The organism is Pseudomonas sp. GZJR-8 (genome assembly GCF_002916705.1).
Classification (GTDB): Bacteria; Pseudomonadota; Gammaproteobacteria; order Pseudomonadales; family Pseudomonadaceae; genus Aquipseudomonas; species Aquipseudomonas synxantha_A.
The window spans coordinates 137,223-163,745 of the sequence record NZ_JXSI01000007.1 but is presented as its reverse complement, the minus strand read 5'-3'; the positions used below and the strand labels follow the sequence as shown (position 1 = coordinate 163,745).

Annotated in this window: 19 protein-coding genes; 3 read left to right on the top strand and 16 right to left on the bottom strand. The window is 58.6% G+C overall.

Annotated elements, in window-relative coordinates:
* Complete coding sequence (locus tag TK42_RS15895; protein ID WP_032877819.1) at positions 1-750, top strand: tetratricopeptide repeat protein; 750 nt, start codon at positions 1-3, stop codon at positions 748-750.
* 49 nt (positions 751-799) lie between these two features.
* On the opposite strand, the gene TK42_RS15890 is transcribed toward TK42_RS15895, so the two are convergent.
* From TK42_RS15890 to TK42_RS15870, 5 genes are all read right to left on the bottom strand, one after another.
* Positions 800-1,963 carry a type III PLP-dependent enzyme gene (locus tag TK42_RS15890; RefSeq protein WP_005784717.1) on the bottom strand — a complete coding sequence of 388 codons (1,164 nt, stop codon included), beginning with the start codon at positions 1,961-1,963 and terminating at the stop codon, positions 800-802.
* 473 nt (positions 1,964-2,436) lie between these two features.
* Positions 2,437-3,594, bottom strand: a complete 1,158-nt coding sequence (locus TK42_RS15885; protein WP_005784718.1) for a betaine/proline/choline family ABC transporter ATP-binding protein — start codon at positions 3,592-3,594, stop codon at positions 2,437-2,439.
* Entirely contained in the window at positions 3,591-4,244 is a 654-nt protein-coding gene (locus TK42_RS15880; protein ID WP_005784720.1) for an ABC transporter permease, read from the bottom strand. Before TK42_RS15880 ends, TK42_RS15885 begins: the two co-directional genes overlap by 4 nt.
* Before the next feature lie 12 nt (positions 4,245-4,256).
* Positions 4,257-5,150 (bottom strand): glycine betaine ABC transporter substrate-binding protein, encoded by an 894-nt coding sequence (locus tag TK42_RS15875; protein WP_032877818.1) that lies wholly within the window; start codon positions 5,148-5,150, stop codon positions 4,257-4,259.
* A gap of 19 nt (positions 5,151-5,169) precedes the next feature.
* Complete coding sequence (locus TK42_RS15870; RefSeq protein WP_234454787.1) at positions 5,170-5,922, bottom strand: ABC transporter permease; 753 nt, start codon at positions 5,920-5,922, stop codon at positions 5,170-5,172.
* A gap of 295 nt (positions 5,923-6,217) precedes the next feature.
* Between TK42_RS15870 and TK42_RS15865 the strand changes: the two genes are divergently transcribed.
* Positions 6,218-7,801: a peptide chain release factor 3 gene (locus TK42_RS15865; RefSeq protein ID WP_005784726.1), complete on the top strand. Its 1,584-nt coding sequence runs from the start codon at positions 6,218-6,220 to the stop codon at positions 7,799-7,801.
* Between the two features lie 225 nt (positions 7,802-8,026).
* The gene (locus tag TK42_RS15860) at positions 8,027-8,281 is read left to right on the top strand and encodes a hypothetical protein (RefSeq protein ID WP_032877817.1); all 255 of its coding nucleotides are present in this window, start codon (positions 8,027-8,029) and stop codon (positions 8,279-8,281) included.
* Between the two features lie 73 nt (positions 8,282-8,354).
* On the opposite strand, the gene TK42_RS15855 is transcribed toward TK42_RS15860, so the two are convergent.
* The 11 genes from TK42_RS15855 to TK42_RS15805 form a co-directional block, all read right to left on the bottom strand.
* Positions 8,355-10,613 (bottom strand): TonB-dependent siderophore receptor, encoded by a 2,259-nt coding sequence (locus tag TK42_RS15855; RefSeq protein ID WP_103734640.1) that lies wholly within the window; start codon positions 10,611-10,613, stop codon positions 8,355-8,357.
* A gap of 331 nt (positions 10,614-10,944) precedes the next feature.
* Positions 10,945-11,916: a peptide ABC transporter ATP-binding protein gene (locus tag TK42_RS15850; protein WP_005784734.1), complete on the bottom strand. Its 972-nt coding sequence runs from the start codon at positions 11,914-11,916 to the stop codon at positions 10,945-10,947.
* Entirely contained in the window at positions 11,916-12,884 is a 969-nt protein-coding gene (locus TK42_RS15845) for an ABC transporter ATP-binding protein (RefSeq protein ID WP_032877816.1), read from the bottom strand. Before TK42_RS15845 ends, TK42_RS15850 begins: the two co-directional genes overlap by 1 nt.
* A gap of 10 nt (positions 12,885-12,894) precedes the next feature.
* Positions 12,895-13,806 (bottom strand): ABC transporter permease subunit, encoded by a 912-nt coding sequence (locus TK42_RS15840; RefSeq protein WP_005784738.1) that lies wholly within the window; start codon positions 13,804-13,806, stop codon positions 12,895-12,897.
* A gap of 10 nt (positions 13,807-13,816) precedes the next feature.
* Positions 13,817-14,827: an ABC transporter permease subunit gene (locus tag TK42_RS15835; RefSeq protein WP_003171721.1), complete on the bottom strand. Its 1,011-nt coding sequence runs from the start codon at positions 14,825-14,827 to the stop codon at positions 13,817-13,819.
* A 75-nt stretch (positions 14,828-14,902) separates the two neighbouring features.
* Positions 14,903-16,501 (bottom strand): ABC transporter substrate-binding protein, encoded by a 1,599-nt coding sequence (locus TK42_RS15830; protein WP_103734639.1) that lies wholly within the window; start codon positions 16,499-16,501, stop codon positions 14,903-14,905.
* 80 nt (positions 16,502-16,581) lie between these two features.
* Entirely contained in the window at positions 16,582-17,976 is a 1,395-nt protein-coding gene (locus tag TK42_RS15825) for an OprD family outer membrane porin (protein ID WP_103734638.1), read from the bottom strand.
* A gap of 171 nt (positions 17,977-18,147) precedes the next feature.
* Complete coding sequence (locus tag TK42_RS15820; protein WP_371920263.1) at positions 18,148-19,725, bottom strand: ABC transporter substrate-binding protein; 1,578 nt, start codon at positions 19,723-19,725, stop codon at positions 18,148-18,150.
* Positions 19,726-20,056: 331 nt separating this feature from the next.
* Positions 20,057-21,685 (bottom strand): ABC transporter substrate-binding protein, encoded by a 1,629-nt coding sequence (locus TK42_RS15815; protein WP_005784750.1) that lies wholly within the window; start codon positions 21,683-21,685, stop codon positions 20,057-20,059.
* A gap of 258 nt (positions 21,686-21,943) precedes the next feature.
* Positions 21,944-23,545: an ABC transporter substrate-binding protein gene (locus TK42_RS15810; RefSeq protein ID WP_032877812.1), complete on the bottom strand. Its 1,602-nt coding sequence runs from the start codon at positions 23,543-23,545 to the stop codon at positions 21,944-21,946.
* 115 nt (positions 23,546-23,660) lie between these two features.
* On the bottom strand, positions 23,661-26,459 hold the full coding sequence (locus tag TK42_RS15805; protein ID WP_103734637.1) for a hypothetical protein: 2,799 nt from the start codon (positions 26,457-26,459) through the stop codon (positions 23,661-23,663).
* Between the last annotated feature and the right edge of the window lie 64 nt (positions 26,460-26,523).

Sequence of the window (26,523 nt, the reverse complement as noted above, 5' to 3'; positions counted from 1 at the left end):
ATGGGCTTTTTATTGCGTCGCCAGGAAGTGCTCAACGTCGAGCAATTGCAGTCCATGCTTGATGATTCCCCGGTGCGCGCCGCCCAGGCGATTCTGATCGCAGCCAAGGAAGGCGTGGTCGATGCCCAGGCGTTGCTCGGGCAGATCCTGCTGGAAGGGCGCGGTATTGCACGCGATGAAGCGCTGGCGCTGCGCTGGTTCCAGATTGCGGCGCAGGGCGGGCACGTGATGGCGCGCAATATGGCCGGGCGTTGCCTGGAGCATGGTTGGGGTTGCGCCGTCGATGAAGCGGCAGCTGCGCGGCAATACCGGCTGGCAGCAGAGACCGGCCTGGATTGGGGCCAGTACAACTACGCCAACCTGCTGGCGACCGGCCGTGGCGTTGTGCAAGACCAGGCCCAGGCGCTGACGCTTTATCGCCAGGCGGCAGAGCAGGGCCACGCCAAGTCGATGAATCTGTTGGGGCGTTATCTGGAAGATGGGCAGTATTGCCCCAAGGATCTTGAGGCAGCCGTTGAATGGTACCGGCGCTCCGCCGAAGCCGGGGATTTTCGGGGGCAGTTCAGTTATGCGGCGGTGCTGGCGCACAGAGGCCAAATCGACGCTGCGCTGGAGTGGCTGCGCAAGGCGTTGGCGCATGGGAATCTCAAATTCCTGCGAACGGCGCACAAGGCGCTGGCGCTGGCCAATGAGCCGCAGATTCGCGCCATGGCCAATGCCTATCAACAGCGTGCCGCGACCTTTTCCTGAAGCCAAAAAAAACCCATGACTTGTCATGGGTTTTTTATATGCGGCGTTCTTACACGTAGAACGATTTCAACGGTGGGAACCCATTGAACTCAATCGCGCTGTAGCTGGTGGTGTACGCACCGGTCGACAGCCAGTACAAACGATCACCAATCGCCAGGTTCAGCGGTAGGCCGTACTTGTAGTTCTCGTACATGATGTCGGCGCTGTCGCAGGTTGGGCCGGCGATGACCACTTCTTCCATCTCGCCTTTCTTCTCGGTCCAGATCGGAAACTTGATGGCTTCGTCCATGGTTTCGATCAGGCCGGAGAACTTGCCCACATCCGTGTACACCCAACGCTCGACGGCGGTACGCGACTTACGGGCCACCAGCACCACTTCGCTCACCAGGATACCGGCGTTGGCGATCAGCGAACGGCCTGGCTCCAGGATGATTTCCGGCAGGTCGTCGCCGAAGTCTTCCTTGAGGAAGCGGATGATTTCTTCGGCGTAGGTTTCCAGGCTGTTGGTGCGGGTGATGTAGTTGGCCGGGAAGCCGCCGCCCATGTTGATCAGCTTCAGTTCGATGCCGTCTTCTTCTTTCAAACGCTCGAAGATCACCTTGACCTTGGCGATGGCCGCGTCCCACACGCTGATGTCGCGCTGTTGCGAGCCAACGTGGAACGAGATGCCGTAAGGCACCAGGCCTAGGTCGCGGGCGAGGATCAGCAGGTCCATGGCCATGTCGGTCTGGCAGCCGAATTTGCGCGACAAAGGCCAGTCGGCCGTGGTCGAGCCTTCGGTGAGGATGCGCACATACACTTTCGAGCCCGGCGCGGCCTTGGCGATGTTGCGCAGGTCGGCTTCGGAGTCGGTGGAGAACAGGCGCACGCCCTTCTCGTAGAAGTAGCGGATGTCCTTGGATTTCTTGATGGTGTTGCCGTAGCTGATACGGTCGGCGCTGACGCCGCGGTCCATGACCTTGTCCAGCTCGTAGATCGAGGCGATGTCGAAGCTCGAACCCTTGTCTTTCAACAGGTCGATGATCTCCACGGCCGGGTTGGCCTTGACGGCGTAATACACTTTGGCGAATTCGAAACCGGCGCGCAGGTCATCGTAGGCCTGGCTGATCATCGCGGTATCGATCACCACGAACGGGGTTTCTTGCTTGTCGGCGAACGCCTTCATTTTGTCAAAGGTGGCGCGCGCGAAATAATCTTCGACGTTGATCGACATGCTGGGGACTCCTAGGGGCAAACTGAAATTAGCAATGGGTGCAAATGAACGTCCTCCGTATCCCCACTTTGGTTCGCCTACTTCCCAAGGCATGTCGCCGAAAGCAAAAAGGCCACGGGATAAGCTTCCCTTGGCCTTGCTGTCTCGTCGTCAGTACTTGAGCCGGATGGATCGTTTCCAGCATGGACGTTCGGCGCGAACTTTAGGGCTTGATGGGCGTGGGATCAACTAAAAATGTCGCGTTTTTGCACGCGTTCGTCGCGGGACCCAGTCCAGCTACTTATGTAACCGACCGGTGTGACGGATTGATGTTCCCCGCTGAGTGGGAATTGAGGACATTTCCCTGACTCACCGAGGGGCAAATGTGGGAGGGGGCTTGCTCCCGATAGCGGTGTGTCAGTCACTTCTCAGTCACTGATTCACCGCTATCGGGAGCAAGCCCCCTCCCACATTTTTATCCCTGTTGTATCAGGTCAGGCCAGGGCGGTCTCGGCCGGCGAGACAATACTGGTCTTGCCCCCACGGGACTTGCCAGAGCTCAGGTACTCGGCAATCGACTCCTGAGTCACTTCACCCAGGAACACCCGCTCGGCATCCATCACCGGCAACCACGAGCGGTTGAACTCATACATGCGCGACAGCAGGATGCGCAAATGCTCGTCGTAGGCAGCGGTGGCGTTGAACTCGCGCAGGTACTGGCCGCAGGTACCGGTCTGACGGTGTAAGTCGCGACGGCGCACATACCCCAGTGCCTTGTTCTCGGCACAGGTGACCACCACGTAGCGGCGGTCGTGCTCGTCCATCAGCTCCAGGGCATCGGCCACCGGCGTTTCCGGGCTCACCGACGGGGCGTTGTCCGCCGCGTCTTCGGCCTTCACCAATAGCAGGCGCTTGAGCGTGCTGTCCTGGCCCACGAAGTTGCTCACGAACTCATCGGCCGGGTGTGCCAGCAGCGTGTCCGGGTGGTCGATCTGCAGCAGCTTGCCGGCACGGAAGATGGCGATCTTGTCACCCAGCTTGATGGCTTCGTCGATGTCGTGGCTGACCATGATCACGGTCTTGTTCAGCGCGCGCTGCATCTCGAAGAACTCGTTCTGGATCATCTCGCGGTTGATCGGGTCGACCGCGCCGAACGGCTCATCCATCAGCAACAGCGGCGCATCAGCCGCCAGCGCACGGATCACGCCGATACGCTGTTGCTGGCCACCGGACAGCTCACGTGGGTAGCGATGCAGGTACTGCTTGGGTTCCAGCTTGATCATGCTCATCAGTTCGCGGGCGCGGTCGTGGCATTTTTGCTTGTCCCAACCGAGCAGCTTGGGCACGACCACGATGTTTTCCTCGATGGTCATGTTGGGAAACAGGCCGATCTGCTGGATTACATAGCCGATGTTGCGACGCAGGGTCACTTCGTCCAGGTCAGTGGTGTCTTCACCGTTGATCAGGATCTTGCCCGAGGAGGGCTTGATCAGGCGGTTGATCATCTTCAGCGTGGTGCTCTTGCCGCAGCCCGAGGGCCCCAGGAATACGCAAATTTCGCCTTCGTTGACGGTCAGGCTTACATCGTTGACGGCGGTGACAGTCTTGCCGTTGCTTTGAAAAGTCTTGGACAGGTTTTGAAGTTCGATCATTTGAGCAATCCTTTTGGAGTCAGCGAGCGTTGCAGCCATTGCAGAAGCAGGTCGGCGAAGATGGCCAGGAGACTGACCAGCACGGCGCCGACAATCAGCATCGACATATCGCTGCGGCTGATGGAAGCCAGAATAAGTACACCCAGGCCACCGGCACCGATGGTGGCGGCGATGGTCATCACACCGATATTCATCACGACGGCGGTGCGCACGCCAGCGAGGATCACCGGCACGGCAATCGGCAGTTCGACCATGCGCAGGCGCTGGCCGAAGGTCATGCCGATGCCTTTGGCGGCCTCGCGAATGCCTGGCTCAACGCCGGTGAGGGCCAGGTAGGTGTTACGCATGATTGGCAGCAGGGAGTACAGGAACACGGCGGTGATCGCCGGCATCGGCCCCAGGCCCTGGCCGAACTTGGAGTAGAACGGCAACAGCAGCCCGAACAGCGCAATGGATGGCACGGTCAGCAACACCGTGGCGCTGGCTTGCAAGGGACCTGCGAGGGTTGGGAAGCGCGTCATCAGAATACCCAGGGGCACGCCGATAAAGATCGCGAGGATCACGGCGATGCCGACCAGGGTGATGTGCTGCCAGGTCAGGTGCAGGACTTGGGCCCAATCAAGATGGGAAAAGGCGTTCAAAAATTCCATGTCTTCTCCTTCTTAGTTGATCGGATGTTGGCGCAGGAAATCGGCGGCGACAGCGGACGGGCTTTCGTGGTCGACGTCGACCCGCGCATTCAGCTCGCGCATGGTTGCGTCGTCGAACAGCTCGGCCAAGGGCTTGAGCTCTGCGGCCAATTGAGGATGCTGGTCGAGATATTCCTGACGGATCACCGGAGCTGCGGTGTAGTCCGGGAAGTAATGCTTGTCGTCGGCCAGCAGCTTCAATTTGAACGCGTTCAGGCGGCCATCGGTGGTGTAGACCAGACCGGCAAACACCTGGCCATTACGCAGGGCGGTGTAGACCAGGCCAGCGTCCATCTGCCGGGTGTTTTTGCGCGTGAGGTTCATGTCATACAACTTGACCATGCCGCCCATGCCGTCGGAACGGTTGGCGAACTCGGTGTCGAGGGCCACCAGGCGGTTTTCCTTGGTGTCCTCGGCCAGGGCTTTGGTCAGGTCGCTGATGCTGTTGATCTGCGGAAATTCCTTGGCCACGTTTTCCGGCAGTGCCAGCGCGTAGGTGTTGCTGAATTTCGACGGCGAGAGCCAGACCAAGCCTTTTTTCGCGTCGAGTTCTTTCACCCGGGCGTAGGACTGTTCGCTGTCGAGCTTCTCGTCGATGTGGTTATAGGCCACCAGCGATACGCCGGTGTATTCCCAGATCAGATCCAGTTGCCCGCTTTCCTGGGCACTGCGTGCCAGGTTGCTGCCCAGGCCACCCGTCACACGGGCGTCGTAACCCTTGGTGCGCAGGTACTGGGAGGTGATTTCGGCGAGCAGGGTCTGCTCGGTGAACACCCGGGCGCCAATGCGAATCACCGGTTTTTCAGCGGCTTGCGCAATACCTGCAAACAGCAGGACGCAGCCTAATATCAAGCTTAGTTTTTTCATGTCGATTCCTTTCCTGGCGTTAAGACGGGCGCAACCCGCGTTCCAGCCAGAGGCGGCTGGCCATGGTCACCAGGCCGTCAAGCAGCAATGCCAGCAGCGCGGTGCATGCAGCGCCGAGCAGCAGTTGCGGCTGGTTGTTCAGGGCAATGCCGGGGAAGATCAGGCTGCCCAGGCTGTTGGCACCAATCAGGAACGCCAGTGGCGCGGTGCCGACGTTGATCGCCAGGGCCACACGTACACCGCCGATGATGATCGGCACGGCGTTGGGCAGTTCCACGCGAAACAGCACCTGACGCGGCGTCATGCCGATGCCGGTGGCGGCTTCCTTGAGGGAACCCTGGACGTTTTTCAAGCCTTCGTAGGTGTTACGCACGATGGGCAGGAGGGAGGCGAGAAACAGCGCGAAGATGGCCGGGCCGCTGCCGATGCCGAGGACGCCGAGGGCGATGGCCAGTACAGCCAGGGGAGGGACGGTGTTGCCGATGTTGAAGATCTGCATGAAACGTTCTGCACGCCCGACCATGTTGGGTCGGCTGAGCAGGATACCAGCGGGGATGCCCACAATCAGGGCTGCCAGCATGGAGACTAGGACAAGAATCAGGTGAGCTTGCAGGTAAAACAACAAATCGTCGCGGTACAGTTCGATCGTGTTGATGCCGATCCAGTGGACCAGCAGGGCCAGGAGCGCGACGACAACCGCGCCTCCTATCAGCCCTTTGCCATAGCGAATAGCCACAGGCGGACTCCTTTTTTCTTTTGTCGGCGAACACATTCTCCGGCGGCAATGCCATTCCTGGCTGTCGGCGAATAGGTTCGCGAAAAGCAGCTCGCCGATACTGGCAATGCAGTATGCGATCAAGCCATGAGCGCAGCCTCGTCAGGCTAACTTGCTGATATTTCAGCCCCTGTTCCGAGTGCGGTAGCAGGGGAGTGGACGTCTCGACCTTTTAAAAGGTTCCACACTTGGGCGCATTTAGCCACCCCCAATGGGCTCAACGGTGGTCCGTACCCCCTCGTTTGCGCTATACTCGCCGCCCTTTTTTGACTCACCTGCCAGGCGATTTCCCATGACCCACCAGGCCGCCGAAGTCGCGAAACGCCGCACTTTCGCCATTATTTCCCACCCCGATGCCGGTAAAACCACCATCACCGAAAAGCTGTTGCTGATGGGCAAGGCGATCGCGGTAGCCGGCACGGTGAAATCGCGCAAATCCGACCGCCATGCCACATCCGACTGGATGGAGATGGAAAAACAACGGGGTATTTCCATTACCACGTCGGTCATGCAATTCCCGTATCGCGACCACATGGTCAACCTGCTCGACACCCCCGGGCACGAAGACTTCTCCGAAGATACCTACCGCACTCTGACCGCGGTGGACTCGGCGCTGATGGTCCTCGACGGCGGTAAGGGCGTTGAGCCACGCACCATTGCGCTGATGGACGTTTGCCGCCTGCGTGACACGCCGATCGTCAGCTTCATCAACAAACTCGACCGTGATATCCGCGACCCGATCGAGTTGCTGGATGAAATCGAAGCCGTCCTGAAGATCAAGGCCGCGCCGATTACCTGGCCGATTGGTTGCTACCGCGACTTCAAGGGCGTGTACCACCTGGCCGACGACTACATCATTGTCTACACCGCCGGCCATGGTCACGAACGTACCGAAACCAAGATCATTGAAAAGCTCGACTCGGACGAAGCCCGCGCCCATCTGGGTGACGAGTACGACCGTTTTGTCGACCAACTGGAACTGGTGCAGGGCGCCTGCCACGAATTCAACCAGCAGGAATTCCTCGACGGCCAGTTGACCCCGGTGTTCTTCGGTACCGCCTTGGGCAACTTCGGCGTCGACCACGTGCTCGACGCGGTAGTGGACTGGGCACCGCGCCCGCTGGCGCGTGTCGCCAACGAGCGTACCGTGGAACCGGTGGAAGAGAAATTCACCGGCTTCGTGTTCAAGATCCAGGCGAACATGGACCCCAAGCACCGCGACCGTATCGCCTTCATGCGTATCTGCTCCGGCAAATATGAAAAAGGCATGAAGATGCGCCACGTGCGTACCGGCAAGGACGTGCGCATCGGCGACGCCCTGACGTTCTTCTCCTCCGAGCGTGAACAGCTCGAAGAAGCCTACGCCGGCGACATCATCGGCCTGCACAACCACGGCACCATCCAGATCGGTGACACCTTCACCGAAGGCGAAGCGCTGGGCTTTACCGGTATCCCGCACTTCGCCCCGGAACTGTTCCGCCGCGTGCGCCTGCGCGACCCGCTCAAGTCCAAGCAACTGCGCCAAGGCTTGCAGCAATTGGCCGAAGAAGGTGCCACCCAGGTGTTCTTCCCCGAGCGCAGCAACGACATCATCCTCGGCGCCGTGGGTGTGCTGCAGTTCGACGTGGTCGCCAGTCGCTTGAAGGAGGAATACAAAGTGGAGTGCTCCTACGAGCCGATCACCGTGTATTCGGCGCGCTGGATCGAGTGCAGCGATAAGAAGAAGCTGGAAGAGTTCTCCAACAAGGCGGTGGAAAACCTCGCGGTCGACGGCGGTGGTCACCTGACCTACCTGGCGCCGACCCGGGTCAACCTGGCGTTGATGGAAGAGCGCTGGCCGGATGTGAAGTTCCGCGCGACCCGCGAACACCACTAAGGTCTGAGCGTTTCAGAGAATGTGGGAGGGGGCTTGCCCCCGATAGCGGTGTGTCAGCCAGTGTATTGGGCTCTGACACTCCGCAATCGGGAGCAAGCCCCTCCCACATTTCGATCTCCAAAAGGCTGGAGATTGGCGGTAATCCGGCATCGCGACTAGCGTAAACGCTGGTGGCAGTTAATGACTGCCGTGCGGGTCTTATTTACTGACTGGACGGAATCAACCATGAGTATTTTTCAACGCGTAGTGCTGTTGATGAAGGTGCTGGTGCTGTTGTCGTTGGGGATGTCGACGGCCTGGGCGCATAACCCGGTGCAGAGCGTAGGGGTGGTGACGAGTGGCCAGGCATCGGACTTGCAGTTGGCCAAGTCCGAAGCCGAACCAGGCGATCAAGGCCAGGGCGGCAGCGAGGGTGATGATGACTCGACTACCGACGAGCCTGACAGCGACGACGCAGATGAAGGCGACAGCCAGACGTAGGCTTGCTGAAAAGAACGCGCCTCCCGTCAGGCTATAGCTGGCGGAAGGCGCTTTTCAGACCTCAGGCGGTGACTTAGAACGAGGTGGTCACCGACGCGAAATAAGCCCGGCCCGGCTCGTTATAGGTCTGGGCACCGGCATCCTCGGCATTGCCTTTGCGCGACAGGCGCTTGTCCAGCAGGTTGTTGATACCGACACGCACGCTCAAGTTTTTGCTGAACTCATAACCACTGCTCAGTCCCATCAGCCCATACGGGTCGACATCCTGCTGGGCGCTGCGGTCATAGCTGTTGGCACTGCGTGAGTTGAGTGTCGGCGCTTCCTGCTTGCCGTAGTAGGTGCCGCTGACCTGGAAGGACAGCTTGTCGGTGGCTTGCCAGTCCAGCGTGGTGTTGACGGTGTACTTGGGGATGATGCTCAACGGCTCGCCGGTGTCTTTGTCCTTGGAGTCGATCATGTAGGTCAGGTTGGTGTTCCAGTCCAGATCGCTGCGCAGGCTTACGAACAGGTTGCCTTCAACCCCCTGGACCAACGCGGGCCCGCTGTTTTCCCACTCCAGTACGCGGCGACCATTGCCCAGGCGGAAAGCCGCCTCGTTACTGGCATTGATCTTGTTCTTGTAGTCATTACGGAAGTACGTCGCGCTGGTACGCCAGGTACCCTTGTCGAAGGCCAGGCCGATTTCCTTGTTGACGCTGATTTCCGGCTTCAGGTCGCGATTACCCACCAGGTAACAACCGCCCATATTGGCTTCGCTGGCGTTGCAGCCATTGCCACGGCTGTACAGCAAGTAGTTCGGGTTGGACTGGTACAGGTTGGGAGTCTTGTAGGCACGGGCGATACCGCCCTTGAGGCTCAGTTCATCGGTCAACTGGTGCGAGGCGTTGAAGCTGGGGCTCCAGTTGCCGCCGAATTCTTCATGGTCGTCGTAGCGCAGGCCAGGGGTGATGATGGTCTTGCTGCCCAGTTCGATGTTGTCCTCGGCAAACAAGGCATAGCTCGATGCGGTGGTCTTGGTGCTGTTGCGGCTGACGCCGGGGATGGCGGGGACGCCGCCGGTGCCCGGGTCATAAGTTTGCGGGCGCAACGAGCCTGGATCGTTCATCGACTCGTAGAGGTATTCGCTGCCCAGGGTCAGGACTTGTTCGGCACCGAAGCTCAGGGGCAGGTTGACCTCGGCGGTGGCCCGGGTGTTACGCAGGCGTGATTCGAAACGCCCGGCGCTGGCCGAAGGCGCGCCCTCGCCGGATCCGGCCAGGCCTTCGTTGAGACGCTCATTGCGGGTCAGGTCGTGGGTCAGCGAGGCCAGGGTCGAGCCCCAGTCAAATTCACCACGGTGGGTTGCAGAGAAGCTGCTGCGTTGAATCACACTGGTTTCCTTGCCCACCAGGCTTTCAACGAATGCGCCACCGCCGTTGAGCATGGTATCGCCGGCAAAAATATTACCCTGGCGGCTGTAACTGGCTTCCAGGTCGAGGGTTTGCTCTGGGCTGAATTGCCAGCTCAGCAAGCCGTTGACGTCTTTATTGCGCACGCCTTCGCGTCCGGCCACCAGCGAATCTGGAGTGGCTTGGGCTGCGCGGTTGATGTCGGCGTCATCCGCGTCGGTCTTGTTCAGTCCGCCATAGACACGGAATGCGAGACTGTCGGTCAGCGGGCCGCTGAGGTTGAAGTTGGTGCGCTTGCTCGCGCCTTCGGCATCGTTTTCGGGGAAGGCGGTGTAGGCGGTCAGCGAACCGTGCAATTGATCGGTCGGGCGTTTGGTGATGATGTTGATCACCCCGCCCATGGCCCCGGAGCCATAACGAGCGGCGGCCGGGCCGCGCAGGATTTCGATGCGCTCGACTTCTTCGGCCGGCACCCAGTTGGTTTCGCCACGGGTATCACGGTCACCGCTCCAGCCATAACGCACGGCGTTGCGTGAGGTGGAGGGTTTGCCATCGATCAGGATCAGGGTGTTTTCCGGGCCCATTCCGCGTAGGTCGATCTGACGGTTATTGCCACGGCTGCCGCTGGAACTGTTGCCGGTCAGGTTGACGCCTGGCTCGCGGCGGATGATCTCCGACAGGTCGTTGCTGGGTGGGCGTTTCTTGATGTCTTCGGCGGTGATGATCGACACGCCGGGCGCTTGCTTGAGTTCTTCGGCAGCGGTGCCCAGCACGCGCGTCTCGCCCAACACCAAGGCTTGGGAGGTGCCATCTACAGGCAGGTCCGTTGCCTGGATCGGCACTTTATCGCGCTCTTTTTCCACACTCTCCGCCAGCAGCGCGGGAGACGAGAGGGTAGCGATAAACGCCAGCGATAGATGGCTGAGCCTGAATTGAGACGACATGTCCACAAAGTCCTTTGCGAGGGGCGATTGAACGAGAGGCGTCTGAATTTTTCGCGTAGCCAACCGTGGCTTGGCAGCCAGTATCCAGCGCCCTCTTTGTGTCGTGATGGTATTGATTCTCAAACAAAAGTAAATTTCATTTACAATCTATACACTTTCCAGAGGGCTCTGGCGCAATGTTTTCAAGGCCGGAGGCATTGAAAGGCGCAGGTCCATCTGTATTTTCTTTGCTACAAATGCGCAAAAAAAAGCCCCTCCGGCCAGACTGATGCGCAATCTGGCGGGAAGGGTGATGGAACTCATTGAAGCTGCAGTTCCTACAAGGGAGGCGTCAGGCCACGAATTGCTCCGCGTAGTGGCAAGCCACCTGCCGATTATCCAATGGTCGCAACAGCGGCTCCTCGCTGCTGCAGCGCTCGGTCGCATACGGGCAGCGCTTGTGGAACGCGCAGCCAGGTGGCGGGTTCAGCGGGTTAGGCAGTTCGCCGACGATTTTGATCTTCGGCTTGTTCGGGTCCGGGTGAATGGTCGGTGTGGCCGACAGCAGCGCCTGCGTGTAGGGGTGCAGCGGGCGGGCGTAGATGTCTTCCTTGGGGCCTACTTCCACTGGGCGGCCGAGGTACATCACCATCACGTCGTCGGCGACGTGTTGCACCACTGCCAGGTTGTGGGAGATGAACACGTAGGCGGTGTTGAATTCCTGCTGCAAATCCATGAACAGGTTGAGCACCTGGGCCTGGATCGACACGTCCAGCGCCGAGGTCGGTTCGTCCGCCACCAACACTTTGGGTTGCAGCATCATCGCCCGAGCCAGGGCGATACGCTGACGCTGGCCGCCGGAGAACATGTGCGGGTAGCGCTGATAATGCTCAGGGCGCAGGCCCACTTGCTTCATCATCGCCTGGACTTTTTCGCGGCGCTCGGCGGCGGACAGGTTGGTGTTGATCAGCAACGGCTCCGCCAGTTGATCACCGACTTTCTGGCGTGGGTTCAACGACGCATACGGGCTTTGGAACACCATCTGCACGTCTTTACGCAATTGCTTGCGCTGGGCCTTGTCGGCACCGGCCACTTCCTGGCCGGCAATTTTCAAGGAGCCCGAAGACGGCTCTTCAATCAGCGTGAGGGCACGGGCCAGGGTGGATTTGCCGCAACCCGACTCGCCCACAACCGCGAGGGTCTTGCCGGCTTCCAGCTCAAAGGACACGCCATTGAGAGCACGCACGGTGGCGTGGCCCTTGAACAGGCCACGGGACACTTCATAGTGACGGGTGAGGTCGCGGGCGGTAAGTACGACGGCCATTACGCCACCTCCTGGTTCAGCGGGTAGAAGCAGCGGGCGAGGCTGTTGCTTTTCGGATCAAGGCTTGGACGCTGGGCGCGGCAGGAGTCCTGGACATACGGGCAGCGCGGTGACAGCAAGCAGCCCTGCGGACGGTCATAGCGGCCGGGAACGATGCCCGGCAGCGTGGCCAGGCGCGTGGCGCCGAGGCTGTGCTCCGGGATCGCCTTGAGCAGCGCTTCGCTGTACGGGTGCGCCGGAATGTCGAACAGTTGCGGCACCTGGCCGACTTCCACCGCTTGGCCTGCGTACATCACGCATACGCGCTGGGCGGTTTCAGCCACTACCGCGAGGTCGTGAGTGATCAGCACCAGGCCCATGTTCTGCTCTTTTTGCAGGGCCAGCAGCAGTTCCATGATCTGCGCCTGGATGGTCACGTCCAACGCAGTGGTCGGTTCATCGGCGATCAGCAACTTGGGCTCGCCGGCAATCGCCATGGCGATTGCCACGCGTTGGCTCATACCGCCGGACAATTGGTGCGGGTAGGCATCCATACGGCTGGCGGCGCCTGGGATCTCGACTTTTTCCAGCAGTTCGATAGCCCGCTTGCGCGCTTGTTTGCCGGACATTTTCAAATGCAAGCGCAGCACTTCTTCAATCTGGAAACCCACGGTGTAGCTGGGGTTCAGCGCGGTCATCGGGTCCTGGAACACCATCGCCAGGTCTTTGCCGACGATCTGGCGGCGCTGGCGGTTGCTCAGCTTGAGCATGTCCTTGCCGTCGAAGTTCAGCGCATCGGCGGTAACGATGCCGGGATGCTCGATCAGGCCCATCAGCGCCATCATGGTCACGGATTTACCCGAGCCCGACTCGCCAACGATCGCCAGTACTTCGCCTTTGTCGACCGACAGGTCGAGGCCGTCGACCACCGGTACGGCGGTCTTGTCGCCGAAGCGCACGTTGAGATTCTTGATTTCTAACAGTGACATGGGAATCTCCTCAGGCGGCGTTCTTGAGTTTCGGGTCCAGCGCATCGCGCAGGCCGTCACCCATCAAGTTGATTGCCAGCACGCTGAGCAAAATGGTCAAGCCAGGCAGGCTCACGACCCACCAGGCGCGTTCGATGTAGTCACGGGCCGAAGCCAGCATGGTGCCCCACTCGGGGGTTGGCGGTTGTACGCCAAGGCCGAGGAAGCCCAGGGCCGCGGCATCGAGAATCGCCGAGGAAAAGCTCAAGGTCGCTTGTACGATCAGCGGCGCCATGCAGTTAGGCAGCACGGTGATGAACATCAGGCGTGGCAGGCCGGCGCCGGCAAGGCGGGCGGCGGTCACGTAGTCGCGGTTCAGTTCGCCCATCACCGCGGCGCGGGTCAGGCGCACGTAGGACGGCAGCGACACGATAGCGATGGCGATCACGGTGTTGATCAGGCCAGGGCCGAGGATGGCGACAATCGCCACGGCCAGCAGCAGCGACGGCAGGGCCAGCATGATGTCCATCAGACGCATGATGGTCGGGCCGAGCAAACGCGGGAAAAAACCGGCGAACAGGCCCAGCAGGATGCCCGGGATCAGCGACATCACCACCGACGACAAGCCGATCAGCAACGACAGGCGCGAACCCTGGATCAGGCGCGAGAGCAAGTCACGCCCCAGTTCGTCGGTGCCGAGCAGGAACTGCATCTGCCCGCCCTCCAGCCACGCCGGTGGGGTCAGCAGGAAGTCGCGGTATTGCTCGCTGGGGTTATGCGGCGCAACCCAGGGGGCGAAGATCGCGCAGAACACGATCAGCAACATGAACAGCAGGCCGGCAACCGCGCCCTTGTTCTTGGAGAAGGCTTGCCAGAATTCTTTGTACGGGGACGGGTACAGCAGGCTCTGATCGACTGCTGACACTGGAGTAGAGGTAGTCATGGTCATGATCTCAGCGCTGGTGACGGATGCGTGGGTTGGCGAAGCCGTAGAGGATATCCACCACGAAGTTCACCAGGATCACCAGGCAGGCGATCAGCAGAATGCCGTTTTGCACTACCGGGTAGTCCCGCGCGCCAATGGCTTCGATCAGCCATTTGCCGATGCCGGGCCACGAGAAGATGGTTTCGGTCAGTACCGCACCGGCCAGCAGCGTGCCGACTTGCAGGCCGACCACGGTCAGTACCGGGATCAGCGCGTTGCGCAGGCCGTGCACGAATACCACGCGCGCCGGCGACAGGCCCTTGGCCTTGGCGGTGCGGATGTAGTCCTCGCGCAGTACTTCAAGCATCGATGAGCGGGTCATCCGTGCGATCACCGCCAGCGGGATGGTGCCCAGCACGATAGCCGGCAGGATCAGGTGGTGCAATGCATCCCAGAACGCGTCCGGCTCGTCGGCCAGCAGGGTGTCGATGAGCATGAAACCGGTGCGCGGCTCGATGTCGTAGAGCAGGTCGATACGCCCGGATACCGGGGTCCAGCCCAGGCTTACCGAGAAGAACATGATCAGGATCAGGCCCCACCAGAAGATCGGCATCGAATACCCCGCCAGGGAGATGCCCATCACCCCATGGTCGAACAGGGATCCTCGCTTGAGTGCCGCGATCACCCCGGCCAACAGGCCCAGGATACCGGCGAACAACAGCGCGGCCATGGACAGTTCCAGGGTCGCGGGGAAAAGGGCGGTGAATTCGGTCCACACGCTGGTGCGGGTGCGCAGCGATTCGCCAAGGTCGCCCTGGGCGAGCTTGCCGACATAGTCCAGGTATTGCGCATACAGCGGCTTGTTAAGGCCAAGGCGCTCCATTGCCTGTGCGTGCATTTCGGGGTCAACCCGTCGCTCGCCCATCATGACTTCTACGGGGTCGCCTGGAATCATGCGAATCAACGCAAAGGTCAGCAACGTGATGCCGAAGAACGTGGGGATCAATAACCCCAGTCGGCGGGCAATAAAACTAAACATCTTGGTGTGTACCTCAATCAGCCGGTTAGGCAGGTCCGGCACCGTCAATGTCGACGGTGCCGAGCGTTTTTCTTATTACTTCACCTGGGTGGTGGCGAAGTTATTAGTAGTCAGAGGGCTTTGGGTATAACCCTCGACGTTCTTGCGCATGGCGGTAAACATTTTCGGGTAGGCCATGGGGATCCATGGTTGGTCCTTCTCGAAAACGGCCAAAGCTTGTTCATAGAGTGCAGCGCGTTCGGCGGGTTCAGCGTCGGCGCGGGCCTTGTCGATCAAGTCTTGAAACTCTTTGTTACACCAGCGGGCGTAGTTTTCGCCGTTTTTCGCTGCATCGCAACTCAGGTTTGGGGTGAGGAAGTTATCCGGGTCGCCGTTATCCCCGGCCCAACCGGCGGAAACCATGTCGTGCTCGCCAGCTTTGGCGCGCTTGAGCATTTCGCCCCATTCCATGACCTTGATATTGACCTTCAAGCCGATCTGGGCCAGATCCGCCTGCATGCGCTGGGCGCCGAGCATCGGGTTAGGGTTGGTCGGGCCGCCGCCGTTGCGGGTGAACAGGGTGAACTCGGTGCCTTCCGGCACGCCGGCTTCCTTGAGCAGGGCGCGGGCCTTGTCCAGGTCGCGGGGCGGGTTCTTGATCTTGTCATTAAAGCCCAGCAAGGTTGGCGGATAGGGGCCGGTGCCGACCACCGCGTTGCCTTTGCCGTACAGGGCGTCGGTGTAGCCGGCCTTGTCGAACGCGATATTGATCGCGTGACGTACTCGCGCATCGCTCATGTATTTGTGGGTGGTGTTCATGGCTGTGTAGCTGGTGGTCATGGCTGCCAGCTCATCGACTTTCAGGTTCGGGTCAGCCTTGACGCTCGGCACGTCATCGGGCTTGGGGTACAGCGCGATCTGGCACTCGTTGGCCTTGAGCTTCTGCAGGCGCACGTTGTTGTCGACGGTGATCGCCAGGATCAGTGGGTCGGCCGGCGGCTTGCCGCGGAAGTAGTCCGGGTTGGCCTTGAAACGTACTTGGGCATCTTTCTGGTAACGCGTGAAGATGAACGGCCCGGTGCCGATCGGCTTGGCGTTCAGGTCATCGGTCTTGCCAGATTTGAGCAACTGGTCGGCGTATTCAGCGGAGTGGATCGAGGAAAACGCCATAGCCAGGTCGGCCAGGAATGGAGCTTCAGGACGAGTCAGGGTAAAGACGACGGTGTGATCGTCGGTCTTATCTACGCTCTTGAGCAGTTCCTTGAAGCCCATGCTTTCGAAGTACGGGTAGCCCACGTTGGACTTTTTATGCCAAGGGTGATTCGGGTCCAGCTGGCGCTGGAAGCTCCAAAGCACATCGTCGGCGTTCAGGTTGCGCGTGGGTTTGAAATAGTCGGTGGTGTGGAACTTGATGTCGTCACGCAGGTGGAAGGTGTAGGTCAGGCCATCGGCGCTGATTTGCGGCAGGTCTTTGGCCAGGGCTGGGACCACTTCTGTGGTGCCGGGCTTGAAGTCCACCAGGCGGTTGAACATGGTTTCAGCGGCGGCGTCAGCGGTCACGGCGGTGGTGTACAGGACCGGGTCGAAACCTTCCGGGCTGGCTTCGGTGCAGACCACCAACGGTTTGGCCGAAACGCCGATCGCCACGCTCAACAGCGCGGCAGCCATGGCGGCTTGTAGCGGGAGCATTTTCATTCAGAGCCCTCTGCAATCGATGGAACCAGAAAAGCGTAGACGGCGGGCTCGTCCTGAGCTCGCCGCCTGCCTGGCGCTAATTAAAGGATGTTGAACGGGATGGTGGTGACCAGACGGAACTCTTTGATGCTGCCGTCGGACTGGAACTCGCTGCCGCGGTGCTCAACATAGGTTGCGCGCACAGTGGTGGCTTTGAGTGGGCCGCTCTGCAGCGCGTAAGAGGCGCCTACACCGTATTCCTGGTGCTTCTCGCCGTCCTGGGACTGGATGCCGTCATAGGCAAACTTGGCCCGGCCATTGTTGCCGGTGTAGTGGGTACCGTCGATGCCCCAGCCGCGTGCCGAGTAGGCGTTGAACTTCAGGCCGGGTACGCCGTATTCAGCCATGTTGATGGCATAGGCGATCTGGAAGGATTTCTCGTTCGGGCCGTTGAAGTCCGACGTCAGGGAGTTGGCCAGGTAGATGCCGTTGGTTTCGTGCAGGTAGTCGAAGTACTCGTTACCGTTCACTTGCTGGTAGCCGAAGGTCAGGCTGTGTGCCTGGTGAGTCAGGCCCAGGGAGAGGGAGAAGGTATCGTTATCGATTTCCCCCATCTCTTTTTTGCCTTCATCGACAGTCTTGTAGTAGTTGAAGCCGGTGGTCAGGCCCAACTGCTGCGCGTCGCCCAGCTCGTGGGTGGCGCCGAAGTAGTACTGGTTCCAGAAGTCTTTCACGTTGGCGGCGAAGAAGCTGGTTTTCAGGCTTTTGAGCGGCTGGTAGTTCGCGCCCAGGGTATAGACTTTATCGGTTTCCGCGCCATTGCCGTATTCGGTGCGGAATTTCGACAGGCTCTGTTCGCTACGTGGCGAAACGCGGTCAAACACGCCGCCCTGGAACGACAGGTTGCTGAACTCTTCGCTGTTGAAGCTCACACCCTGGAAGCTTGAAGGCAGGGCACGGTTGCCGATGGTGTCGACGATGCCGCTGCTGAAGTTCTGGCGACCGGCGGTCAAGGTGGTGTTGGACACGCGGAACTGCACGTTGGCCAGGCCCAGTTTGCTCCACTGGTCTACGGCGTCACCGTTGGAGTCCGCCAGGGTACGGTTGGAGCCGCCCTTGATATCACGCTTGCTGCGGTCCAGTACCAGAGCGTTGTAAACCGCTACTTCGGTCTTGACGCCGACGGTGCCCTGGGTGAAACCCGAGCTGGCTTTGAGGATGGTGCCCTGTACCCAGTTGGTACGGTTACGATCGGTCAGGGTCTGGCCATGCTTCTGGTACGCGAAGGTGCCCCCACGGTATTTGCTTTCATGGGAGTACCAGTTACGTGTGGTGCCGCCAAGGCTGAAGTCTTCAACGAAGCCTTTAGCCTCGCTTTGGGCGCTGGTGCCGGCCAACGTGGTAGGAACGAAGTCCTGGCTTTGCGTTTCAGCGTAGGCGGTTGCCGTGATGCTGCTGATGGCCAGGGCCAGAAGCGCTTTGCTGCTCAGTTTCATGGGTGAAGCTCCTTTGGTTCTCTTTTTTAATGCCGGTCTTTTTAGGTGAACCGGCTATTGGGTGTGGAACTCGTTCAAGCCTGTGCAAACGTTTGGCGTAGGAATTTTCCCAACAAAAGCCTGCGCGTTTGCCGGGAAGCGAACTTCGCTCCCCGCAATCCGGTTATTTTCTTATGGGGTAATGCTGACGCCCGAGAACACGTTGCGGCCGAAGGGGCTCACCTTGAAACCTTCGACTTTGGCGCTTAACGGCTGGTTGACCGTCGAGTGGGCGACTGGCGTGATCGGCACCTGCTGCTTGAGCAGTTGCTGCGCCTGTTTGTATAGAACAGTCCTTTGTTCGCGGTCGGTCACGACCTTGGCTTGCTTGATCAGCTTGTCGTACGCCGGGTCACACCACATGGAGTAGTTGTTCCCGCCGATGGCGTCGCAGCTGTAGAGGGTGCCCAACCAGTTGTCCGGATCACCGTTGTCGCCGGTCCAGCCAATCAGGCTGACATCATGCTCACCGTTCTTGGTGCGCTTGATGTACTCGCCCCATTCGTAGCTGACGATTTTGACTTTCAGGCCGATCTTGGCCCAATCGTTCTGCAGCATCTCGGCCATCAGCTTGGCGTTGGGGTTGTACGGACGTTGTACCGGCATCGCCCACAGGGTGATCTCGGTGCCTTCCTTGACGCCGGCGGCCTTGAGCAGCTCCTTGGCTTTTTCCGGGTTGTAGGCGGCGTCCTTGATGCTGTCGTCGTAGGACCACTGTGTCGGCGGCATGGCGTTGACCGCCAGTTGCCCTGCGCCCTGGTACACAGCGTTGAGGATGCTCTGCTTGTTCACCGCCATGTCCAGCGCCTGGCGCACTTCAAGCTGGTCGAACGGCTTGTGGCGCACGTTGTAGGCGATGTAGCCGAGGTTGAAGCCAGGCTTGGTCAGCAGTTGCAGGTTCGGGTCGGCCTTCAGCGCGTCTACATCGGCGGGGCGCGGATGCAGGGTGACCTGGCATTCGCCGGCCTTGAGCTTCTGCACCCGTACCGAGGCGTCGGTGTTGATGGCGAAGATCAGTTGGTCCAGCTTGACGCGGCTCGGGTCCCAGTACTGTTTGTTGCCCACGTAACGTATCTGCGAGTCTTTCTGGTAACGCTGGAACACAAATGGGCCAGTGCCGATCGGCTTCTGGTTGATGTCGCTGGGCTTGCCTTGCTTGAGCAACTGCTCGGCGTATTCGGCGGACAGGATTGCAGCGAAACTCATGGCGATGTTCTGTACGAACGCGGCATCGACCGTGTTCAAGGTCATCACCACCGTGTGCGGGTCGGTTTTTTCGACCTTGGCGATATTCTTGTTCAGGCTCATCCCGTTGAAGTACGGAAACTCGGTAGGGTAGGCCTTGCGGAATGGATGCTCGGGGTCAAGCATGCGGTTGAAGGTGAACAGCACGTCGTCGGCGTTGAAGTCGCGCGTCGGCTTGAATTCCTTGTTGCTGTGGAACTTCACCCCCTCACGCAGGTGGAAGGTGTAGGTCAGGCCATCTGGCGAAATATCCCATTTGGTCGCCAGCCCAGGTACTACGTCGGTCGCGCCTTTTTCGAATTCAACCAGGCGATTGTACAAAGGCTCTGCCGCATCGTTGTCGGTGGCCGTGGTGTATTGCGCAGTGTCAAACCCTGCCGGGCTGCCTTCGGAGCAGAACACCAGGCTCTTCTTTTCGGCGGCCTGGCCCATCGTGGCCACGGCCAGCAGGCTGGTGGCAAACATCGCGGATAGAACAGTGGTATGGCGCATGACGATCCCGATCCTTGTTTGTAGTTATCAACAGCAACCCTCCCGCTGGCCATGGCCAGGAAGACATCACTGATCCCACGCACAGCAAGTGCCATTTCCCAGAGTGATGCCTCTGCTGTCCTACGACGTTATGGGACGCGGACCTTGCAGTAAATGCGCCAATTCTGACTGGACTTGTAGGTAACGGAGACACAAGGCGCAGTTCGTTGCTGTAGGACGGCAACGCTTACAAATGTGGTCTGTTTCCTATGGCCCTGGCGGATGGAATAACGGCGACGTTGTGAAACGTCGCCGTTATTGATCCTTACTTGCCGCTTACGCTAACGCCGTAGAAGGAGTTCAAGCCAAATGGGCTGATCTTGAAGTCCTGTACGGTATTACGCATGGGTTGATACACCGTCGAGTGCGCGATAGGTGTCATCGGGACTGCATCTTTGAGGATATGTTGCGCCTGCTTGTACAGCTCGGTGCGTTTGGCGACATCCGATGTGGCCTTGGCTTCTTTCACGATGCCGTCGAATTTCTTGTCGCACCACTTGGAGAAGTTGTTGCCCGACAGCGAGTCGCAGCCGAACAGCACGTTCAGCCAGTTGTCCGGGTCACCATTGTCGCCGCTCCAGCCAATGATCATGGCCTGGTTCTCGCCGCCTTTGGAACGCTTGATGTACTCGCCCCATTCGTAGCTGGTGATCTTGACCTTCAGGCCGATCTTGGACCAGTCGTTCTGCAGCATCTCAGCCATCAGCTTGGCGTTCGGGTTGTACGGACGCTGAACCGGCATGGCCCACAGGACGATTTCGGTACCTTCCTTGACGCCGGCTTCCTTGAGCAGCGCCTTGGCTTTCTCTGGGTCGTACTTAGCGTCCTTGATGCTGGTGTCGTAGGACCATTGGGTCGGCGGCATGGCGTTGACGGCCAGTTGGCCGGCGCCCTGGTACACGGAGTCAATGATCTGCTGCTTGTTCACCGCCATGTCCAGCGCCTGGCGTACGCGCAGGTCAGCCAGCGGGTTAGGCTGGTCGCTGCCCTTGACCTTGTCCATCACGTTGTAGGCCACATAGCCCAGGTTGAAACCGGCCTGGTGCGGCAGCTTCAGGTCTTTGTCTTCGCCCAGCGCCTTTAGGTCGGCCGGACGTGGGAACAGAGTGATCTGGCATTCGTTTTTCTTGAGCTTCTGGATACGCACCGACGGGTCAGTGGTGATGGCGAAGATCAGGTTGTCGATCTTCACGTCTTCAGGTTTCCAGTAGTCCTTGTTGCCGGTGTAACGAATGTTCGAATCTTTCTGGTAGCTCTTGAACACGAACGGGCCAGTGCCGACCGGCTTCTGGTTGATGTCGGCGGGTTTGCCTTCCTTCAACAATTGCGCGGCATATTCAGCGGACTGGATCGAAGCAAAGCTCATGGCCAGGTTCTGGATGAAAGCCGCGTCCACGGTGCCAAGGGTGAACTTGACGGTGTGATCATCGACTTTCTCGATGTTCTTGATGTTGGTGTCCATCCCCATGTCCGTGAAGTACGGGAACTCGGTGGGGTAGGCCTTACGGAACGGATCGTCTTTGTTGATCATCCGGTTGAAGGTGAACAGTACGTCGTCAGCCGAGAATTCACGAGTAGGCTTGAAGTACGGGGTGGTGTGGAACTTGACGCCTTCGCGCAGGTGGAAGGTATACGTCAGGCCGTCCGGCGACACATCCCAGCTGGTGGCCAGGCCAGGAACGACGGCGGTGCCGCCACGCTCGAACTGGCTCAGACGGTTGAACATGGTTTCGGCCGAGGCATCGAAGTCTGTTCCGGTGGTGTACTGGCCTGGGTCGAAACCGGCCGGGCTCCCTTCGGAGCAGAACACCAGGTTAGTTGCCGCCAGGGCTACGGGGGCTGCGGCCATAAGGCCAGCGCTCACTAATAACGGAAGGACTGCGTGTTTAAGCATGTTGGCCTCATGATTTGTTGTCATTTTTGGTGGTGAGGGCGACCTCGTGAGTCGGCCTGCGGATACTTATGCAGGCGCCATACCCAATGCAAGATGCTGAACGGTTACTAGCGGTAAACAGTGGTACGAACGTACAGGAATGTCGCAATTATGAAAGTTTTGCCATAAATGCGTCGATTTGATGGTTTTTTTCGGTGCAATGTGCGCACCAAAAAAGCCCAGCCGAGGCGTCTAGCGCACTCGGTTGGGGCGTTGATGTTACTTATCTAGACTCACGCCGTAGAAGGGCGTCAGTCCAAACGGGCTGATCTTGAAGTCGCGCACTTCCTTGCGCAGGGGCTGGAAAACCGTCGAGTTCGCAATAGGCGTTATAGGTACCTGTTCCTTAAGGATTTTCTGCGCCTGTTGATACCACTTGATACGCTGCTCGCGATCATTGCTGACCTTGGCTTGCTGCACCAGTTTGTCGTAGGCCGGGTTACACCATTTGGCATAGTTGCTGCCCTTGACCGCGGCACAACTGTAGAGCACGCCGAGCCAGTTATCCGGGTCGCCGTTATCGCCGGTCCAGCCGTAAATCATTGCGTCGTGTTCGCCATTTTTAGCGCGTTTGATGTACTCGCCCCACTCATAGCTGACGATGTTGGCTTTGATGCCGACCTTGGCCCAATCCTGTTGGATCATTTGTGCGGACATCCGCGCATTGGGGTTGGAGGCGCGTTGCACGGTCATCGCCCACAGATTGATGGTGGTACCTGGTGCAACCCCTGCTTCTTTTAGTAGCAACCGGGCTTTGGTCGGATCGTAGGGGGCATCCTTGATGCCTGGGTCATAAGACCACTGCGCCGGCGGCAATGCGTTCTGCGCCAATTGTCCGGCGCTCTGGTAAACGGCCTTGATGATTGCTGGTTTGTCGATCGCCATGTCCAGCGCCTGGCGCACCTTGAGTTGGTCCAGCGGCGGGTGCGTTACGTTGTAGGCCAGGAAGCCCAGATTGAAACCCGCTTGTTGCAGCACGCGCAGATTGGGATCTTGCTTCATCACGTCGATGTCGGCAGGACGTGGGTAACCGCTGACCTGGCATTCACCGGCCTTTAGTTTTTGCAGGCGCGCAGCGGCGTCCGGGGTGATCGCAAATACCAGGTTATCGAGCTTTACGTCCTCGGGCTTCCAGTATTGTGTGTTGGCCACATACCGGATCTGCGCATCTTTCTGGTAACGCTTGAACACAAACGGCCCGGTGCCGATGGGCTTTTGATTGATCTGCTCGGCCTTGCCCTCTTTCAACAGCTGGGCGGCGTATTCGGCCGATTGCACCGAGGCGAAACTCATCGCCAGGTTCTGTACGAATGAAGCATCGACATTGTTCAGGTTGAAACGCACGGTGTGTTCGTCGAGTTTGTCGACGCTCTTGATCGTGGCGTTCAAGCCCATGTCAGTGAAGTAGGGCGATTCGGAGGGGTAGGCCTTGCGAAACGGGCTGTCGGCATCGAGCAAGCGATTGAAGGTGAACAACACATCATCGGCGTTGAAATCACGGGTCGGGGTGAAGAAGTCGGTGGTGTGGAACTTGACGCCATCGCGCAGGTGGAAGGTATACGTCAGGCCGTCCTTGGATACATCCCAGTTCGTGGCCAGACCCGGTTCTACCTCGGTGCCACCGCGCTTGAACTGAGTCAGACGGTTGAACACGGTTTCGGCGGACGCGTCAAAATCGGTGCCGCTGGTGTACTGGCTGGGATCGAACCCGGCGGGGCTGGCTTCGGAGCAGTAGACCAGGGTGGTTGCGGCCTGAGCCATCGGCATAAAAGCCAGTAGGCTTGCGGCGAGGAGCAGTGGCTTGACGGCGATTCTTTCCATGGAGACCCCTGAAATGGCAGGCAGACCAAAGCTGCCTAAACGAAAACGGCGGTCACCGAGGTTACCGCCGTTCTGGTTACTCAGGTAGGGACATCTGCATCAAAGGGGGCCTTGATTACTGAGGGAGATCATCGGGGATCGAGACTTCCAGTTGAGTGGGAGCGTAATCGTCAATCGTGTAAAGGTCGCCGGACACATCATTGTTCTCGCGAATGGTGAAGGTTCTGACGGTGGTTGCTTCTAAATCCGGAATCACTTTTGGAACGTGATCGCTGACATCGCTTACAAACCACGTGGTGACGACTTTGACTCGGGCTTCACTGTTTATCGGGTCGTAATCAATAAAGTAAGAAGTATTGCTTGCTGTGACGCCGTAGCCTTCTTTCAAGCTTTGGAGCAACTCCCAATTGGCGGGAAATACTGATCCTTGATGGGCAACCTCGGAGATACGGGATCGCAGTTGTGCATCGGGAATCTCTTTCTCGAATTGCTTTAGACGGCTCAGTCTTGTCGCTTCGGGTGTGTCTGCACGGGCGTCCAACGGCACCTCGATATCGCCGCCTTTTGAGCTTTTGATGACCGTGTAGTTGTTACGATTCAGGTCGGGAAGAAAGTTCTCTGAATAATTGGTCTCGCTCAGAGGCGTAGGAGCCGCTCGCTCCGAGGGCAATACTTCGAACTTCTCCTTGGGGGCCTCCCAGCCAATATTCAGCTTTCTTTTAACAACGCCGTTTTCTTCATAGCCGCGGGTCGATACGGCGTAAGGTCTGGTCTCATCCACTTTCATGAATTGGTCGAATCTGTCGGCTCGTGCCACGGCCTGTTGATCGACATCGGCGAACAGGTCCGAAAAATGGGGGGTCAGATTTTCACTAGGTGTCGGCGATGGTGAGCGCTGCCACGGCCACCTCACCCCCCCATTGGCTGCATTGCGAACCCAGTTTCCGTCACCGGCTGAATGCACGGTCAATACAATCTTTCCGGAGCGATCAATAATCTGCACGTAGTCATTGCTAGGTTTGAAGTTGCTTTTTATTTCATATACGCCAGGGACGCCTGTCCCATCGGTGTAGCGGATAAACCAGTGATCTTCGCCGGTGGCGGTGTTCTTGAGCTGATAGATGCCCTTCTGGTTGTGCGTGGCCTTTTCAATCAACTGCTCGCCGTCAGGGATGGCATGTTCGCTGATCATCCCCGCGTGACTGGGCCGCAACGGGTTCACTTGGGGCGTCGAGTGATTTGCAACCGGGTTGATATCACTCTCGCTCAACGCGTTTGGCGTGCGCACGAGTTCAAGATCGCTAGTGTCCTGACTGAATCGCCAGCTGTAGGGTTTTGCGCTGGGAGCGCCAGGTGTCAAAACCGCCTCCCCAAGTCCGGCTTCCACTCCAATGGGGGCAATCTCGTGCGCCAGCTGCAGGCTGGAAATTACCGCCGCGGCGTTACCTGCGACACGATCATCGGCCGTCTTGCCGTAGAGGCCATCGTGTACGCCGAAGACAATGTTGCCCACATTGCCTACGATCGGTAAGTAACCAAACGTGTTACCCCAAAACTCTTTGGCTGCTTTCCAACTTTGTTGGGAGGCGCCAAAGACCTCGGTTTGATCGGTCCAGCGTGCATTCTTGGCATTTATCGCCTGGTAGTGGGGGGCAATACCGTTTTTAAGGTCGCCAAATTTCAAGTAGTAATCGCTGTCTCGCGATTGTGTGTAATTGAATGTCTCCCGGACCGGTACGGCCTGATCTGTGAACGGGCCTTTTCTTCCTGGAAACGTAGAACGGTTATCCTGAATCAATGCATTGAGTACATACCCGGCCCCTACCCAGTGAGCATCATGACCGCCTTGCCTGTCACGAGCGTTGAAGCGGCTAACCAATTGAGCCTGATTGTTTTTAGCCCAACTGGCAAAGTCGTCATCACCGTGTATTTCACGGGCGGAGCCATTCTTTAAGTCAATCATCAGTCCCTTATTCGGGCGGTGGTCATAATCACCGTGATAATTGATATAAGGAATAAATGCATAACCCTCTAAGGGATAGCCATATATGTTGGGGATTACCGCGTTTCCGTCTTCTTCAAGTGTGCGGACAATGGCGGCCCGCGCAGCGGGGGTTAGGTGTTTGTTACTGGAATTGTCGTCATGCAGACTTTGTAATATTCCTCGCAACACATAGGCATCCGCTTTGCCCGATCGCTTCGCCAGTTGCCCCGAGGCGTCGCGCATGGGCGCCGCTATTTCATTTTCCCAATGGCCTTGGAGTTGGCTGCCCAAGGATTCCAGTTCGTGGAGCTTGTTTTTATCTTGCGGGTTGATGTGCATGCCCTGGAAGTTCAACGGACCGCCCCTTGACACCTTGTCGTGCGCAAGAGCGCCGGCTGCAATCTCCCATGCAAAATAGGTGCGTACCTCCTTGTTGGTTTCCTCCTGGGGCTTGCCCATTCCTACATAGGAGTGGAAGGTCACCGAGATTTTTTCATGGGGATCGTAGCCGGCTGCTAGCAACCCGCCGCTGAAGTAACCTGCGGGTTCAAGAAACAGGCGAGTTTGCTGGAACTTGATATTGCGTTCTGCGTCGCTGCCATTTTCGATGTGTTGAATGTGCGCGACGACTCGACCGGCATAGGCATCGATACGATGCATTCGCTCTTGCTGTGTATAACCCGCGTTTGGCGGAATAACGTTGACTGACCCATAGATGATGCTTTTGGAAGCATCGAGCTCATGGGCGGGTGTAGGCAAGGGGAACGGGGGGGGGTCGAGCATTTTTTTTGAATGTTTTGAAGAGGTTTCTTCTGCCTGCTGCCGGGTTTGCGTTGCGGGCAAATCATCCAGCGCTCGATGCTGGCGATCGTGTGTGGGAGGGAAAGAGGGAACGACGAGTGTGGGAGCGAGAGACGGCGTTATATTCATTATCGACTCACATTAATTATTGGGTAAATAACTGCCGTTCATCGAGAAACAAAGAAATCGATAT